General features: G+C 64.2%; 10 protein-coding genes. 7 read left to right on the top strand and 3 right to left on the bottom strand.

The window, feature by feature from the left end; all coding sequences use genetic code 11:
• The first annotated feature begins 25 nt into the window (after positions 1 to 25).
• Positions 26 to 910, top strand: a complete 885-nt coding sequence (locus tag E6C55_RS16055) for a transposase (protein WP_136370829.1) — start codon at positions 26 to 28, stop codon at positions 908 to 910.
• Positions 911 to 1,209: 299 nt separating this feature from the next.
• Here E6C55_RS16055 and E6C55_RS16050 read toward each other — a convergent pair whose 3' ends face one another.
• Positions 1,210 to 1,977, bottom strand: a complete 768-nt coding sequence (locus E6C55_RS16050; protein ID WP_136370828.1) for an electron transfer flavoprotein subunit beta/FixA family protein — start codon at positions 1,975 to 1,977, stop codon at positions 1,210 to 1,212.
• Between the two features lie 182 nt (positions 1,978 to 2,159).
• Between E6C55_RS16050 and E6C55_RS16045 the strand changes: the two genes are divergently transcribed.
• The 6 genes from E6C55_RS16045 (at position 2,160) to E6C55_RS16020 (ending at position 12,661) form a co-directional block, all read left to right on the top strand.
• On the top strand, positions 2,160 to 4,370 hold the full coding sequence (locus E6C55_RS16045; RefSeq protein ID WP_136370827.1) for a (Fe-S)-binding protein: 2,211 nt from the start codon (positions 2,160 to 2,162) through the stop codon (positions 4,368 to 4,370).
• Positions 4,367 to 6,808: a 3-hydroxyacyl-CoA dehydrogenase/enoyl-CoA hydratase family protein gene (locus tag E6C55_RS16040; protein ID WP_136370826.1), complete on the top strand. Its 2,442-nt coding sequence runs from the start codon at positions 4,367 to 4,369 to the stop codon at positions 6,806 to 6,808. The genes E6C55_RS16045 and E6C55_RS16040 overlap by 4 nt, the downstream gene beginning before the upstream one ends.
• Before the next feature lie 163 nt (positions 6,809 to 6,971).
• Entirely contained in the window at positions 6,972 to 8,156 is a 1,185-nt protein-coding gene (locus E6C55_RS16035; protein WP_136370825.1) for an acetyl-CoA C-acyltransferase, read from the top strand.
• Positions 8,157 to 8,174: 18 nt separating this feature from the next.
• A complete protein-coding gene (locus tag E6C55_RS16030) occupies positions 8,175 to 9,968 on the top strand; it encodes an acyl-CoA dehydrogenase family protein (protein WP_136370824.1) in 1,794 nt (597 codons plus the stop codon).
• Positions 9,969 to 10,054: 86 nt separating this feature from the next.
• Positions 10,055 to 11,758, top strand: a complete 1,704-nt coding sequence (locus E6C55_RS16025; RefSeq protein ID WP_136370823.1) for a long-chain-fatty-acid--CoA ligase — start codon at positions 10,055 to 10,057, stop codon at positions 11,756 to 11,758.
• Between the two features lie 453 nt (positions 11,759 to 12,211).
• Positions 12,212 to 12,661, top strand: coding sequence for a PaaI family thioesterase (locus E6C55_RS16020; protein WP_136370822.1), 450 nt, complete (start codon positions 12,212 to 12,214; stop codon positions 12,659 to 12,661).
• Positions 12,662 to 12,700: 39 nt separating this feature from the next.
• Here the strand turns inward: E6C55_RS16020 and E6C55_RS16015 are convergent, their stop codons facing one another.
• Together E6C55_RS16015 and E6C55_RS16010 are read right to left on the bottom strand one after the other, a co-directional pair.
• On the bottom strand, positions 12,701 to 15,787 hold the full coding sequence (locus tag E6C55_RS16015) for a peptidase domain-containing ABC transporter (RefSeq protein WP_136370821.1): 3,087 nt from the start codon (positions 15,785 to 15,787) through the stop codon (positions 12,701 to 12,703).
• The gene (locus E6C55_RS16010) at positions 15,784 to 16,560 is read right to left on the bottom strand and encodes a peptidylprolyl isomerase (protein ID WP_136370820.1); all 777 of its coding nucleotides are present in this window, start codon (positions 16,558 to 16,560) and stop codon (positions 15,784 to 15,786) included. The genes E6C55_RS16015 and E6C55_RS16010 overlap by 4 nt, the downstream gene beginning before the upstream one ends.
• Between the last annotated feature and the right edge of the window lie 117 nt (positions 16,561 to 16,677).

Genomic DNA, 16,677 nt, shown 5'->3' with positions numbered 1-16,677 from the left:
CGTTCCCTTTTGTGGAGGTGCAGCCATGTTCGAGAGCTATGCGGAGTTTCTGGCGAATCAAGGCGGCGAAGACGCTTGCTTGGCTTATTTTATTCATTGCCGGTGGCCTGACGGGTATCGTTGCCCGCTCTGCGGCCATCGGGAGGCGTATACGATCTCCACTCGCCGTCGTCCTCTATTTGAATGCGTACGTTGTCGCCACCAGGCTTCCGTCACTTCCGGCACTTGCATGGAAGGCACGCGGACCTCGCTGTCGAAGTGGCTGTTTACTATAGAACGCATGAGCGATCCGTCCTCCGGCATCAACGCCGCGCAGCTCGCGAAGCAGATCGGCGTCACCTACAAAACAGCTTATGCCATGATGAACAAGATTCGAGAGAGCCTGCTGCTTGGCGAAGGGGGAGCGGATCGGCTGAGCGGGCGCCTGGAAGCCGGCTTGGCAATCTTCGGCCCTTCCCTGCCTTCCCTTGGCGGGCTTAACGAACAGGAGCAGCCGGTTGCCGCAGCCATGGAGATCGATGATGCCGATCGCCCCGTGCGATTGCACTGGATGGTGTTCGAACGCGAACAGATGCTCCGCGGTTCCCTCACGAAGGAGGCCCGCCTGTTATTCAAGCGCGAATGCTTCGCCTCCGATCCCGTCAGCCAGGCTACCGATATGCAGTGGTCCTGGTACTTGACGAATCGTCATTGCCGGACCCTGGCCCCGATTATTCGTGTGGAGTTCAAGCGAATTCGCACAACCTATCGCGGCATCAGAGCAAGCTCGCTATCCAAGTACCTGGCCGAGGCTTCCTTCCGGTGGAACGCCCGGCAGAACGGAGGCGATTGCGTTCAATTGATGGTGCAGGCCTGCCAAGCTGTCTGCCGTGTTCAGCGCGTCCCCTCCGGTCTCCGATCGGCCTGTTAACTCTGCACGCAGCGCAGAAGCGGCCCTGAACATCGTCACTGGTTGTTCCTCGCCGTTCCCCAGCATCGCCGCGTATCATCGAGTATCGCTACGTATCGCCGTGCTTCGACCATCGTCTTCCCTCAATCGCCGTTCTCCCCTGGGCATTTCCGTTGCCGGACCATCACCGCGCCACGACCGCCGCCGGCATTCCTTGCTTATCCCAATCCTGAGCGAGCGGGAGAAGAGACATAATGCCGTTAGAGGGGATTGCCTCTCTGCGATAGCTTAATCGTGACTTAGTCCCAAGCCGCGAACACTCAGAGCACCTTCGCTTCATCGCGCAGCAGCGAGACAAGCGCCGCGGCCTGCTCGGCGGGCGGGCCGGCGAGGCGCTTGCCCGTGCCGCGCCCGGCGGGCAGCGCCAGCCGCTCGCGCGACGAGCGCGGAGCGAGCTGCTCCGCGGAGAGGCCCAGGTCTGCCGCGGCGAGTTGCTTGAGCGGCTTGCGCTTCGCGCGGAGGATGCCGGGCAGCGACGGATAACGCGGCTCGTTCAGCCCTTGCTGCGCGGTGCAAACCGCCGGAAGCGGGAGCTCCACCGTCTCCGCATCCCCTTCCGCGTCGCGAACCGCCGTCGCCTTGCCGCCGACGACCTCGAGGTTGATGATCGAGGAGACGCGGGGCAGGCCGAGCCGCTCGGCGAGCCGGACGGCGACCTGGCCGCCGCCGGTGTCGGTCGAGAAGCTGCCCGCGAGCACAAGATCGACCGGCTGTCCCTGCAAGTAGGCTTCCAGCAGCAGGGCGACGGCGGCCTCGTCGTACTCCCGGCCCTCGTCGTCGATCAGCACCGCCTCGTCGGCCCCCATCGCGAGCGCCGTGCGAAGCGCCTCCGCCGCCCGCGGCGGGCCGACGGAGACGACCGTCACCATGCCGCCGTGCGCCTCCTTCAGCAGCAGCGCTTCCTCCACGGCATATTCGTCGTACGGGTTGATAATGAACTTGACTCCGTCCTTCTGAACGATTCCTTCTTGCAGGACGATTCGCTCCTCGGTGTCGAACGTTTGCTTTAACAGAACGTACAGGTTCATGTCATCCGCTCCTTTCCTCTTCTAACCATATGCGCGAGGAGCGGAATATAGGGCTTCGCCTCCCGGCCGATTCCGGAGCGGGGAGACGAGAATATCCGCCTTGTTCTCGAAGTACAAATAAACGAAAGGGTATGCATCAGGTATCGGCGCCGTCACGTCACACAAGGAAAGGAACGATCCGCATGGCATGGCAACTCGCGAATCTGCTCTTGTTCCTGGCGGCAACCGGCTATGCACTCTGCTTGTTCTATCAAGCGGTTTACCGCCGGTATATGTACATTCGGCTCGGCCGGGAGGTCCGCTGGGACGGCGGCGGCCCGGGGCGTCTCCGCGAATTTCTGGCGCAGACGTTCGGGCAGCGGAAGCTGCTCAAGGACATTCGCAGCGGCATCATGCACGTCGTTGTTTTCTATGGGTTCATTGTGCTGCAATTCGGCGCGCTCGACCTGATCGTCAAAGGGCTGACGGCCGGGCGGCATCTGCCGCTTCCCGCCTACGAGTGGTTCGGGCTGCTGCAGGAGACGACCGTCTTCCTCGTGCTGGCGGCGATGGGCTATGCGGCGTACCGGCGCTATGGCGAGAAGCTGCCAAGGCTGAAGCGGGGATGGAAGCCGAGCGCGGTGCTCTTCTTTATTCTGGCGCTGATGCTGTCGGTGCTGCTGTCCCTCGGCTTCGAGCGCCTCTGGCTGGGGCAGCAGGCATCGGAGCTGGCACCGCTGTCATCGCTTGTCGCGGCTCTCTTCTCCAGTCTGTCGGTCTCCGTTAGCCGTTTTATTTTCTACATCTTCTGGTGGATGCACCTGCTCGTTCTGCTCGCGTTCCTCGTATACGTGCCCCAGTCGAAGCACTTCCACATTCTGACGGCTCCGATCAACGTCTGGTTCCGCCGCCGCGAACCGCCGGGGAAGCTGGCGAAGCTCGATCTCGAGGATGAGAATGCGGAATCGTTCGGCGTCGGCCGAGTGGAGGAATTCACGCGCAAGCAGATGCTCGACCTGTTCGCCTGCGTCGAATGCGGCCGCTGCACAAGCGTCTGCCCCGCCTCGGGCACGGGCAAGGCGCTGTCGCCGATGCACCTCATTACGAAGCTTAGGGACCACTTGTCGGAAAAGGGTGCTGTCACCAGCGGCAAGTCGCCTTGGGTTCCCGAATTTGCGTTCGGCGGACTTGGAGGAGGGCCGGGCGTTCGCGCTCATGCGGTGAATGGCTCCTCCTCTTCGGGAGTGCTGTGGCGGGAGGAGGAAGGAGACGCGACGGACATCCGGCCGACGCTTGCCTGGCAGAAGGCGTCGTGGGGAGAGGCCGGTAGCGGGCGGTCCCCTGCCGAGCTGGAGCTGATCGGCGACGTGATGACGGAGGAGGAGATCTGGGCGTGCACGACGTGCCGCAACTGCGAGGACCAGTGCCCGGTCGCCAACGAGCACGTCGACAAAATCGTCGACCTGAGGCGCCATCTCGTGCTGATGCAAGGAAGCCTGCCGCAGGAGGGGCAGCGGGCGCTGACGAACATCGAGCGGCAGGGCAACCCGTGGGGACTGAGCCGCGGGAGCCGCGCGGAGTGGACCGGCGAGGTGGAAGGAATCCGGGTGCCGACCGTGCGGGAGCTGCCGGACTTCGATTATTTGTTCTACGTCGGCTCGATGGGCTCCTACGATCCGCGCAGCCGCCGCGTCTCCCGCGCGCTTGTCCGGCTGCTGACGGAGGCGGGCATTCGCTTCGCGATTCTCGGCAACGAGGAGAGAAGCTCGGGCGATACGGCGAGGCGGATGGGGAACGAGCTGCTTTTCCAGCAGTTGGCGGCGGACAACGTCGAGCTGTTCCGGCGCTGCGGGGTTCGCCGCATCGTCACCGCCTGCCCGCATACGTTTAACGTGCTGAAGAACGAGTACCCGGACTTCGGGCTGGAAGGAGTGGAGGTGCTCCATCACACGCAACTGCTCGATCGGCTGCTGGAGGAGGGGCGACTCCGCCCCAGGCATCGGCTCGAGGAGAAGGTCGTTTACCACGATTCCTGTTATCTCGGCCGCTACAACGGCGAATACGAGGCGCCGCGCCGCGTGCTGCAAGCGATTCCGGGCGTGCGGCTGGCGGAGATGGCGCGCAGCCGGGAGAACGGCATGTGCTGCGGCGCAGGAGGAGGCCGGATGTGGATGGAGGAGACAGGGGGCAAGCGCGTCAATCTGGCGCGGACGGAGCAGGCGCTGGCGGTGCAGCCTACGGTCATCAGCAGCGGCTGCCCGTACTGCCTCGCGATGATGGAGGACGGCACGAGGATGAAGGAGGCGCACGATTCGGTGAGAACTCTCGATGTGGCGGAGCTGCTGGAGCTGTCGGTGTTCGGCGAGCGGGTTAAGGACCATTCATCTCAAGGCGAGGAGGCTGACTCCGTATGACATGGCAGACGGTTCGCAAGGCGGTCGTCATCGGCTCGGGCATTATGGGCTCCGGCATCGCGGCGCATCTGGCCAATTCGGGCATTCCGTGCCTGTTGCTCGATATCGTCCCTTCCGAGCTGACGGAAGAGGAGAAGCGGCGGGGGCTGACGCCGGAGCATCCGGCGGTGAGGAACCGGTTGGCGACGGCGGCCATCGCCAAGATGAAGAAGGCGAATCCCGCGCCGCTCTACGCGGAGGAGTTCGCGGAGCGGATCGCGCCGGGCAACCTCGAGGACGATCTGCCGCGCATCGCCGAGGCGGATTGGGTCATCGAGGTCATCGTCGAGAAGCTGGAGGCGAAGCGGTCGCTGCTTGAGCGGATCGAGCGCTATTGGCGGCCGGGCATCGTCGTCAGCTCGAACACGTCGGGCATCTCGATCGACGAGATGGCGGAGGGGCGAAGCGAGGCGTTCCGGAGGTGCTTCATGGGAACGCACTTCTTCAACCCGGTGCGGTACATGAAGCTGCTCGAGATTATTCCGGGCCGCGGCACGAACCCGGAACTTGTCTTAAGGATGAAGACGTTCTGCGAGAAGCGGCTGGGCAAGGGCGTCGTGCTGGCGAAGGACACGCCGAACTTCATCGCGAACCGGATCGGCACGTACGGGCTGCTCGTTGTTCTGCAGGAGATGGCGGAGAAGGGCTATTCGGCGGAAGAGATCGACGCCGTGACGGGGCCGGCGATGGGGCGGCCGAAGAGCGCATCGCTGCGCACGCTCGATCTGGTCGGCCTCGACACGTTCGCACATGTCGTGGACAATGTGCGGGAGCATACGGCGGACCCGGAGGAACGGGCGCGCTTCGAGACGCCGGATGTCGTCCGCGAGCTTGTTCGCAGCGGGCGGCTCGGGGAGAAGACGGGCGCGGGCTTCTACCGCAAGAGCAAGGGAGCGGGCGGCGAGAGCGTCATTCTGGCGCTGGACCCGGCGACTATGGACTATCGGCCGCAGCGGAAGCCGACGTCCGGCTCGCTCGAGGCGGCGAAGCAGGCGAAGGGGACGCCGGCGAAGCTGCGGGCTTTGCTGGGCGGCGGCGATCGCTGCTCCGAGCTGGCCTGGAATCTGCTGAAGCGGACGCTGCTGTATTCGGCGGATAAGCTCGGCGAGATCGCGGATTCGATCGAGGAGATCGACAAGGCGATGCGGTGGGGCTTCAACTGGGAGCTGGGCCCGTTCGAGACGTGGGACGCGATCGGCCTCGCCGAATCCGCCCGCCGGATGGAGAGCGAAGGGGAGGCGCTGCCGGCATGGGTAAGCGAATGGCTCGCCGCGGGGCACACGTCGTTCTATTCTCGCAGTGGAGGCGGGCTGCTTTTCTCCTATCGCGGTGCGTGGAGGCGGGTGGAGCGACGACCCGAGGAGATCTCGCTGCGGGAGCTGAAGGAGCGCGGCGGCACGATCCGCTCGAACGGCGGCGCGAGCCTCATCGACCTCGGGGATGGCGTTGTCTGCCTTGAGTTCCATTCCCCGAACAACGCGATCGGGGCGGACATTCTGAACATGATCTCGCAGGGCGTGGACGAAGTTCGCCGCAACTACGAGGGGCTCGTCATCGCGAATGAAGGCAAGAACTTCTGCGTCGGCGCGAACCTGATGCTGCTGCTCATGGAGGCGCAGGAGGAGGAATGGGAGGAGATCGACGGCATCATCCGGCAGTTCCAGAACGCGATGCTGAAGCTGAAGCGGCTCGAGAAGCCGGTCGTCGCCGCGCCGCACCGAATGGCGCTGGGTGGCGGCGTGGAGGCGTGCCTGCCCGCCGATCTGGTTGTCGCTTCGCCGGAGACGTACTACGGACTCGTCGAAGTCGGCGTCGGGCTGATCCCGGCGGGCGGCGGCTGCAAGGAATATGCGCTGCGGGCAAGCCGGGCGGCCGCGTTATCGGGCTCTTCGGATTCGTCGGGATCGTCTGATTCGTTGCTGAGCGCGGCTCTGACGCCGCACGTCGTTCGCGCCTTCGAGACGATCGGGATGGCGAAGGTGTCGACAAGCGGGCACGATGCGATCCGCCTCGGCTACCTGCGGGAGACGGACCGGGTCGTCGCGAACCCGGACGATCGTATCCACGCGGCGAAGCAGGCGGCGCTCGGATTGCTGCGGGACGGCTACGAGCCGCGGCCGGAGCGGAGGTTCGCCGTCGCCGGTTCCGAAGGCACGGCGCTCATGACGCTCGGCGCAATCGCGATGCGGGAGAGCGGCTACATCAGCGATCACGACCTGAAGATCGCGAAGAAGCTGGCGCATGCGCTCGCCGGAGGCGACGTGCCGGCGGGGACGCTCGTGAGCGAGCAATACATGCTCGATCTCGAGCGGGAAGCCTTCTTGAGCCTGTGCGGAGAGCCGCTCACGCAGCAGCGGATGCAGCACATGCTGACGAAGGGCAAGGCGCTCCGCAATTAATTCCGCGAGAAGTCAGCCATTACTCAACAGTGGGTGTCCGAGCAGAAATAGTGGGTGCAGATGAGTAACCACGACTCAACCGAAGCGGCGATAGGCTCGCGGAGGGCCCGAGATGAGCAGCCAGACTGCACAACAGATTCCGTGCTAGAGGGGAGGAGCAAACATGAGGGAAGCCGTTGTCGTCACAATCGCGCGTACGGCTGTCGGCAAGGCGAAGAAGGGGAGCCTGGCCCATACCCGGGCGGACGATCTCGGGAAAGCCGTGCTGGAAGGAGTTATGGCGAGGACGCCCGGGCTGGCCAAGGGGGACGTGGACGATGTCATCGTCGGCTGCGCGATGCCCGAAGGCGAGCAGGGCTTGAACTTCGCCCGCATTATGTCGCTGTATGCCGGGTTCCCGCACACGGTTCCGGCGCTGACGATCAATCGCTTCTGCGCGTCGGGCCTGCAGGCGATCGCGTTCGCGGCGGAGCGGATCATGCTTGGCCACGCGGAGACGATCGTCGCCGGGGGCGTCGAGAGCATGAGCCACGTGCCGATGTCCGGGTTCCGAATGTCGCCGAATCCGGTCCTCGTGGAGACGATGCCCGAGGTGTATATCGGCATGGGGCATACCGCGGAGAACGTCGCCGCGAGGTACGGCGTCTCCCGCGAGGAGCAGGACCGCTTCGCGCTGCGCTCCCACGAGAAGGCGGCCCGCGCGGAGGCGGAGGGTCGATTCCGCGAGGAGATTGTCCCGCTTGAGGTTCGTCGCACCGAGGAGGACGGACGCGGCGGGTTCCGGACGCGCGGCTTCGTCTTCGACCGCGACGAGGGCGTGCGGGCCGACACGTCGATGGAGGCGCTGGCGGCGCTGAAGCCGTCGTTCAAGGCGGGCGGCACCGTTACGGCGGGCAACTCGTCGCAGATGAGCGACGGGGCCGCCGCCGCCGTCGTGATGAGCCGCGAGCGGGCCGAAGCGCTCGGCCTGGAGCCGCTGGCGACGTTCCGCTCGTTCGCCCTGGCCGGCGTCGAGCCGGAGATCATGGGCATTGGCCCGATCCGGGCGATCCCGAAGGCGCTGCGGATGGCGGGCATCGGCATCGGCGACGTCAAGCTGTTCGAGCTGAACGAAGCGTTCGCTTCCCAATGCGTCGCGGTCGTCCGCGAGCTTGGCCTGGACGAGGAGAAGGTTAACGTGAACGGCGGCGCGATTGCGCTCGGCCACCCGCTCGGTTGCAGCGGCGCGAAGATCAGCGCGACGCTCATTCACGAGCTGAGGCGCCGGGGCGGCGGCTTCGGCGTCGTCTCGATGTGCATCGGCGGCGGCATGGGAGCGGCGGGAGTGTTTGAGGTTCATGGTATCTGATACAAGGAGGGGATGGCGATGAGTCAAGCGGCAAGCGGTGCGATCCGCGGCGGAAGCTTCGTTCTGGAGGGAGTCGGCGCCTTGGACAGCTCCCGAATCGTGACCCCGGAGGACTTCACCGAAGAGCAGCGAATGATCGCACAGATGACGGAGGACTTCGTCGCGAAGGAGATCGCCCCGCACGACGAGGAGATCGAGAAGCTGGACTACGAGCTTACCGTCCGGAAGCTGCGCGTCGCCGGGGAGCTCGGCCTGCTCGGCGCCGACGTGCCGGAGGAGTACGGCGGGCTCGGGCTCGACAAGGTGAGCTCGACCCTGATCAACGAGCGGCTGGCGAAGACGTCCTCCTTCGCGCTGTCGGTCGGCGCCCACGTCGGCATCGGCACGCTGCCGATCGTCTACTTCGGGACGCCGGAGCAGAAGCGCAAGTACTTGCCGGATCTGGCAAGCGGCCGGAGGCTGGCGGCGTACTGCCTGACGGAGCCGTCGTCCGGCTCGGACGCGCAGGGGGCGAAGACGACGGCGGCTCTCTCGGACGACGGAGCCTATTACGTGCTGAACGGCTCGAAGCAATTCATTACGAACGCGGGCTTCGCGGATGTCTTCATCGTCTATGCGAAGGTCGACGGCGAGAAGTTCAGCACCTTCATCGTGGAGCGCGGCATGTCCGGCGTGAGCGTCGGCCCCGAGGAGAAGAAGATGGGCATCAAAGGCTCCTCGACATGCCCGCTTATTCTCGAGGACGTGAAGGTGCCGGCCGAGAATCTGTTGTGGGAAGTCGGGCGCGGGCACCTCATCGCCTTCAACATCTTGAACATCGGCCGCTTCAAGCTGGCGGCGGGAACGCTCGGCGCGTGCAAGATGACGATTGCGATCTCGGCGAAGTACGCGAACGAGCGGCAGCAGTTCGGCCGTCCGATCTCTTCCTTCCCGCTCATCGGCAAGAAGCTGGCCGACATGAACGTGCGGACGTACGCGCTCGAGAGCATGGTTTACCGTACTGCGGGGCTTTTCGACGAGGGGCTTGCCCAGCTCGGAGCGGACGGCGCGGACAGCGGCCAGACAGCGGCCAAGGCGATCGCGGAGTACCAGATCGAATGCTCGATCAATAAGGTTTTTGGATCGGAGGCGCTCGACTTCGTCGCCGATGAAGGGGTGCAGATTCACGGCGGCTACGGCTACATTCAGGAGTATGCGGTCGAGCGCATCTATCGGGATTCCCGGATCAACCGCATCTTCGAAGGGACGAACGAGATCAATCGGCTGCTCATTCCCGGTACGCTCGTGAAGCGGGGCCTGAAGGGCGAGCTCCCGCTGCTGCAGCAGGCGATGGCGCTGCAGGCCGAGCTGATGGAGCCGATCCCGTCCCGCTCGTTCGAAGGGACGCTCGAGCAGGAGGCTCACCTCCTAACCATGGCGAGGCGAATCTTCCTCATGGTCGGAGCCCAAGCCGTTCAGCGTTACCAGACTCGTCTCGAGCAGGAGCAGGAGCTGCTGGCCCAGCTTGCCGACATGATCATCGCGATCTACGCGATGGAGAGCGCGCTGCTGCGGACGCGCAAGCGGATCGACCGCTCCGGGGAGGAGAAGGCCGGTCTTGCGATCGCGATGACGACCGTCTTCGTCCACGAGCAGTTCGCACGGATCGAAGGCGCGGCGAAGGAGGCGCTTGCCGCTCTCGCCGAAGGGGACGTTCTGCGCACGCAACTGTCGATCCTGAAGAAGCTGGCCCGCATGGCGCCGGTCAACCTGACCGCGCTTAAGCGCCGCATCGCTGCCGAGGTCGTCTCGGGAGAACGCTACTCCGTCTGATCCCGCTTGCGTCCGAACGAACCCGTATATTCGCAGCCCGGACCCGATTCCGCCATCACCCACTTCGAGGAAGAGAGGTGTAGGCCATGTCGAACAAGGCTTGGTTGTCGCAGTATCCGGCCGAGGTGCCCGCTACGTACCCTTATCCCGACTTGACGGTGCCGCAACTGCTGATCGATGCCGCCGAACGCTATCCGAAGGCGACGGCGCTCGACTTCATGGGCAAGCGCATGACGTATCGGGCGGTGCTCGCCGCCGCCCGGCGGTTCGCGAACGGGCTGCTCGGGCTCGGCGTGAGCAAGGGCGACCGCGTCGCGCTGATGCTGCCGAATTGCCCGCAGATGGTCATCTCCTATTATGGGACGCTGATGACGGGAGCGATCGTCGTCATGACGAACCCGATGTACTCGAAGCGGGAGCTTGAGCACCAGTTGAGAGACTCCGGCGCCGCTGTCCTCGTCACGCTCGATCAACTCCTTCCCAGAGTAGAGCAAGCCGCCAAGACTGTCCCTCTGAACCGAATCATCGTTACGTCTATCGGCGACTATCTCCCTTTTCCCAAAAACATGCTGTATCGAATAAAGCTCCGCAAGGAAGGGGTTCCGGCGAAGCTGGCGGAGAATGGCCGGATCATCGGCTTCCGCAGGCTGCTGGACGAGGCGCTGGAGGCGCCGATCGAGCCCCGGCTGGACCCCGCGACGGACCTCGCGCTTCTTCAATATACGGGCGGAACGACGGGGCTTGCCAAGGGAGTTATGCTGACTCACCGCAATCTGGTCGCCAACACGATCCAGTGCCGGCTCTGGTTCTACAAAGCCCAGGACGGCATGGAGCGGTACCTGTGCGTCTTGCCGTTCTTCCACGTGTTCGGGCTGACGACGCTGCTGCATCTCGGCATCTACACGGCCGGAACGCTGATCCTCGTGCCGCGATTCGAGATCGGTCAGGTTGTGCGTACGATTCGGAAGAAGAAGCCGACCATCTTCCCCGGGGCGCCGACGATGTACATCGCGATCCTGAATCATGCGGAAGGCAACCGTTCGAAGGGCAAGCGAGGGTGGCTGTCGTCCATCCGCATCTGCATCAGCGGCGCGGCGCCTCTGCCCCAGCAGGTGCAGGAGAAGTTCGAAGCGTTAAGCGGCGGCAAGCTGATCGAAGGCTACGGCCTGACGGAAGCGTCTCCGGTCACGCATGTGAACAACATCTGGGAGCGGCGCAAGAACGGTTCGATCGGCATCCCGATTCCGGATACGAAGGCGCGGATCGTTCGCCCCGACACATGGGAGGACGCGGCGCCGGGCGAGATCGGGGAACTCGCGGTTCGGGGGCCGCAGGTGATGCAGGGCTACTGGGGCAAGCCCGCAGAGACGGAGAAGGTGCTGAAGGACGGCTGGCTGCTGACGGGGGATATGGGCACGATGGACGACGACGGCTTCTGCTACATTCTCGATCGAAGGAAGGATTTGATTCTGGCCGGAGGCTACAACGTATATCCCCGCGAGGTGGAGGACGTTCTCTATGAGCATCCGCTGATTGCCGAGGTTGCGGTAGCCGGAGTGGCGGACCCGTATCGCGGAGAGACGGTCAAGGCGTTCATCGTTCTGCGCGAGGGCGCGAAGCTTGGCGGGGAGGAACTGCGGTTCTGGTGCAAGGATAAGCTGGCGGCTTACAAGATTCCGAGGCTGTTCGAGTTCCGGGAAGCGCTTCCGAAGACGATGGCGGGCAAGGTGCTGCGGCGCAAGCTGGTGGAGGAGGAAGGGGAGCGGATTCCGGGGCCGGGAGGCGGCTAGGCGGAAAAGGAGGCTAGGCGGTCGGGCGATAAACCGCGAGAGGGGCAACGTTGTCAGGATGAGTCGGTGCGGGGGCTCAATGTGCCGGAGAGGCGCACAGAGGCCCCGCATCGCATCGTACCGTATCGTACCGCATTGCACCGTACCGTATCGCGTGACATCCTCTCCGACAGCACTATGTCTCTTCTCCCGTTCGTTCAGGATAGCTTCGTTCTTCTGCGCGTTCCGTTCCATCGGCAGGAAGTTCCTGAGCCGGAGGGAGAAGAGGCATAAGCGTCCAGAAGGGGGGGGACCGCGCTCTTGTATATACCATAATGTGGTAATTATCTTGCGAGGGGCAGGGAGAGTAAGAGTCAACAAGAGAATAAGCGTCCGAGCCCGAACAGCCGATGTAGCACCCGATGCAGTATCCGATGCAGAGCGATCGACGCGAAGCGAACACGGAGGTGCCCGATGGAACCGAATAGCGAAGACAACCTGGCCGGGAAAATATCGCAATGGGAGGAGAAAGGGAGATCGACGTTCTGGGGGCTGGTCGGTTGCGAGTTCGTTGCGTTCGAGGGGAGGGAGGTTGTCGTCTCCCTGCTGATCGAGCCCCGGCACTTGAATCTGCTCGGCATCGTCCATGGAGGGGTCCACGCGACGCTGATCGACTCGGCGATGGGGCTCGCCGTGATGAGGGACGGTCCGGAGGAGAGCTCGGTGACGACGAACCTGAACCTGCACTATGTTGCCCCGATCCGGGAAGGGCGAGTGACGGTGCGGGCCGAGATCGTGCAGCGGACGAGGAAGTCGGTTCATACGATCGCGCACGTTCGCGGCGAAGACGGCGAGCTGCTCGCCTTCGGCACGGGGAGCTTCCGGATCGTGGAGCGGAAGCCCGGCACGGGTGCCGCGCCCTAAACCCCTCCCTGACCGCCCGCTGGCTATCCCGCCCGCGCCCTATCCCGCCTGCTGGCGCAGAAGATGGCTGTAGAGGCCGTTCGCGCCGAGCAGTTCGTCGTGGGTGCCGCTCTCGACGACGGAGCCGTTGTCGAGGACAACGATACGATCCGCATGGCGGATCGTGCTCAGCCGGTGCGCGATGATAAGCGTTGTCCGGCCGCGGAGCATCTCGCCCATGTTCTGCTGAATGACCCGCTCGGATTCCGCGTCCAGGGCGCTTGTCGCTTCGTCGAAGACGAGAATGCGCGGATTGCCGACGAGCGCCCGCGCGATGACGATGCGTTGGCGCTGGCCGCCGGACAGCCGGATGCCGCCCTCGCCGATGACCGTGTCGTAGCCGAGCGGCAGCGACTGGATAAACTCGTCGGCTCCGGCCAGCAGGGCGGCCCGCTCGATCTCTTCGAACGAGGCTTCCCCGTGCAGGTCGATGTTCTCGCGAACCGAGCCGCGGAACAGCGCCGTCTCCTGCTGGACGACGCCCACTTGTCTGCGGATGGAAGCGGCGTGAGCTTCGCGAAGGGGATAGCCGTCGACATAGACGGCTCCGCTCGTCGGCTCGAGCAGCTTCAGCAGCAGATGGGCAATCGTTGATTTGCCCGAGCCGCTGCGTCCGACCAGTGCGACCGTCTGGCCGGGCTTCAGCTCCAGCTCGAGGTTCTGCAGAATCATGCGGCCGCCGCGATAATATTGGAAAGCGACCTTGTCGAAGCGGATATGGCCCCGCAAGGCCGGGAGCATGCGCATCCGCTCCGGCTGCGCATGCTCCGGCGTCGCTTCGTAGACGTCGTTCAGCCGCTCCATGGAGATGCGCGCCTCGGACAGCTCGCCGACTCGAACGGAGATCATCTCGACGGCGAACAGGAAGGAGGCGAACAGCACGGTGAACGCGACAAGCCCGCCGGCGCTGAGTTGGCCGTTCAGAACGAAGGCGGCCCCGAAGATGAGCAGCGCCGCTTGGCTTAGGGTGCGCAAGGCGGACGAGAAGGCGCGGACAACGGCTTCGAGCCGATTGCCCTCAAGCCTCAGAGCGAGCAGCTCGCCCAGCTTGTCCATCAGCTTGCGCCGGACGCTTCGCTCCATGGACACTCCCTTGACGGTGGCGATCGCATGAACGGCTTCCACGATCCGCGTCTGGGATTCCCCTTCCGCATTCATCTGCTTGCGCAGGTTGCGCCGCATTCTCGGCAGAATATAGGCGTACAGGCCGACGTAGAACGGAAGGCTCGCGAACGCGATCAGCGCCAGGCCGGCATCGTAATAGAACATCAGGCCGCCGTAGACGAGCAAGGTCAGCGAATCGAGCGTCAGCTCCACGGCGTGATCGGTCATGAGCCGGCGGAGCTTCTCGTTCTCGTAGACTCTCGTCAGAATGTCGCCCGACGTTCGCTTGGCGAAGTAGGAATAAGGAAGCCGGAACAGCCTTCGGTAGAAGTTGTCCAGCATCGAGCGGTCGATGGCGCTCGCAAGCTTCCCGATAAGCGTCTGGCGGACGGCGACGCTGACCGCTCCCGCGCAGGCGAGCAGCGCCATGACGACGGCAAGCAGATGCAGCAGCGGCCAATCGCGCGCGCCCAGGACACGATCGAAGATCAACTGACTCATAATGGGCAAAAGCAGCAGAGTCCCCTCGATGGCGGAAGACAGGCCCAATACGGTCAGGAGCAGCTTGCGAGAGGGGAGAGCATACGCCAGATAGCGACTCCAGAGAAGCTCCTTGTCCTCCAGCGTCGGGAGGGGGCCGTCCGGCTCGAGGGCGATGGCGAGCCCGCTCCAGTGCTTGCCGAAGTCGGCGCAGGACCAGGTGTCGAGGTAGCCGAGAGCGGGATCGGCGACAACAAGGCCGCGTTCTCCGACCTCGTAAACGACGACGTAATGATGGCCGTCCCAATGCGCAATGAACGGAGTTTGCATATTCCGCAGCAGGGAGGCGGTCAGATTGAGACCGCGGGCCTTGAAGCCGAGCGTCTCCAAGGTGTCGATCAGGCCGAGCAGAGAGGCGCCCTCCGTTCCGACGTTGCAGCGCTCGCGCATCCGGTTGACGCTCGCATTCAACCCGTAATGACGCGCGATCATGGTCAGGCACGACGGGCCGCAGTCCATCTCGCTCTGCTGCATGACAACCGGATACTTGCGGCGGCGGCGCCAAGAGATTCGCGGCAAGCCTGCGAGAACGCGCGCGCGCGTCTTGTCGGGAGGAGGAGCAAGCTCCTCTTGTCGCGCTGCGGCTGTCTCATCCGCGGGTTCGTCCGCTTCCGGCGCCGCGGCCAGCGTCATGGCTTGCGAAGTGTAGTGGGAGGCGATCGAGCGGATCGAGTCGAGGATGACCGGATAGTCGCGGATCAATTCCTCGAAGTCCGACTTCGACAGGCGGAACGCGGCAGCCTTCCCGGAAGCCCGGATCGTCGCCTTGCGCGGCTCTCCCGTCAGCAGCGCCAGCTCGCCGAAGAAGTCCCCCGGATACAACCGGTTCACGACCGTCGCCCCAGGTCTCTTTTCCACAATTGCCGTCCCCGCCTTAAGGATGTAGAAGGAATCCCCCGGCTCTCCTTCCCGGACAAGACAAGCCTCCGGCTCGTACTCGCGGAGCTCCAGCCGTTCCAGCAGCGAGCGCAAGGCGGCGGGATCGACGGCGGAGAGCACGGTTCGGCTCTTCAGGAACGCGCGCATGACATCCGAGGCGAGATACTTGCGGAAGTAGTCTTCGATAGCCGGACGCTGCTCGATCATCTCCTTGAATTGGAGGCGGTCGAGCCTCAGCAGCTCGAGATCGGTGGAAGCCCGGATCGTCAGGGGAGGCGCCTCTTCGCCTTCGAGCAGGAAGTGCTCGCCGAAGTGTTCGCCGGGATGAAGCAGGCCCAGGTTCGTCTCTTTGCCTTCGGTATCGTAGCCGATTTTGCGCGCTTTGCCCGCCAGGATGACGTAGAAGGAGTCGTTCCTGCCGTCCCGGCCGACGATTGTCTGCCCGATGGAATAGGATTCCGCGCGGAGCTGCCCGGCGAGCAGCCGCTTCTCTTCCAAGGTAAATACGCCGAACGCCGATAGCTGCTCCAGCGCCTGCATGCCGTTGTCGATCACGATTCTCATCCCTCGCCTAAGCTTCCGAAGTGTTCCCGAACGTCGAGCGTCCGCCTGTAATGGTTAAGCTTGTCCTGGAGCAGCCGGCTCCGAATGTCGGCTTCGACCGCCTCGTTCAGCTCGGCCGGATAGAGCTTCTCCACCAGATAAAGCAGGTATTCGTTCTTCTTCCCGTACGGGCCCAGAACGGAGCCTGCCTCGGCGCCGAAGACGTCGGCGGCCGCTTCCGGCGTCAGGTCCTCCCGGCCGACCAGACCCGCGTAGCCCCCGGCTCTGGCGGTCGCCTCGTCGGAGGAATATTCGCGCGCCAGCAGGTGGAAGCTCTCTCCCTCCTGCAAGCGGAAGCGCAGCTCCTGGGCAATTCCGAACAGGCCGGTCGAGAGCACCGAGAGCTCGGCCTTGTCGTACATGCGCGCGAACTCCCGGAAGTGCCGCTCGATCTCTTCGTCGCTGACGAGACGCTCGGCCAACGCTTGCTTCAGCGCCTCGGGGCGGAGGATGGACACCAATCGCTCGAAGCTCGCTCCCCGCTCTGCAAGCCATTCGCTTGTCTTGGCGGCGGTGAACAGTCCGCGTTCCTTGCGGAAGCGGTTGACGGCTTGCTGGAGCGCGGCGTTGTCCGCTTCGATGCCGAGCGATTCGGCCCAGCTCTCGACCGCGAGGTCGCTGCGGCACCGCTCGAGGTCGGCCAGGGGCGCATCGATCCGCAGGCGTCCCAGCAGCTCGCCGAGCGTCATCGCGCGGCTTCCGGCGCTCAAGGAGATGATCTTGTGGAGGCTCAACGGTTCGTTCCTCGCCTTCGTCCGAAGTTGCCCCTATTCTAGCATGGGGGCGGGAACGAATCGATTGCTTTATTTCTCAGAAGTTAAACGAAACTTAAACGGGCTCGGGTACGCTAG

The sequence above is a fragment of the Cohnella fermenti genome (genome assembly GCF_004801405.1).
In the GTDB taxonomy this organism is placed as follows: domain Bacteria; phylum Bacillota; class Bacilli; order Paenibacillales; family Paenibacillaceae; genus Cohnella; species Cohnella fermenti.
The sequence above is the reverse complement of the archived record's forward strand: the minus strand, read 5'-3'. Positions and strand labels throughout refer to the sequence as shown.

Coding starts and splice junctions, on each gene's coding strand:
- E6C55_RS16015 (WP_136370821.1), bottom strand. CDS start 15,787: ATGAGAATCGTGATCGACAACGGCATGCAGGCGCTGGAGCAGCTATCG.
- E6C55_RS16025 (WP_136370823.1), top strand. CDS start 10,055: ATGTCGAACAAGGCTTGGTTGTCGCAGTATCCGGCCGAGGTGCCCGCT.
- E6C55_RS16030 (WP_136370824.1), top strand. CDS start 8,175: ATGAGTCAAGCGGCAAGCGGTGCGATCCGCGGCGGAAGCTTCGTTCTG.
- E6C55_RS16055 (WP_136370829.1), top strand. CDS start 26: ATGTTCGAGAGCTATGCGGAGTTTCTGGCGAATCAAGGCGGCGAAGAC.
- E6C55_RS16020 (WP_136370822.1), top strand. CDS start 12,212: ATGGAACCGAATAGCGAAGACAACCTGGCCGGGAAAATATCGCAATGG.
- E6C55_RS16050 (WP_136370828.1), bottom strand. CDS start 1,977: ATGAACCTGTACGTTCTGTTAAAGCAAACGTTCGACACCGAGGAGCGA.
- E6C55_RS16040 (WP_136370826.1), top strand. CDS start 4,367: ATGACATGGCAGACGGTTCGCAAGGCGGTCGTCATCGGCTCGGGCATT.
- E6C55_RS16035 (WP_136370825.1), top strand. CDS start 6,972: ATGAGGGAAGCCGTTGTCGTCACAATCGCGCGTACGGCTGTCGGCAAG.
- E6C55_RS16045 (WP_136370827.1), top strand. CDS start 2,160: ATGGCATGGCAACTCGCGAATCTGCTCTTGTTCCTGGCGGCAACCGGC.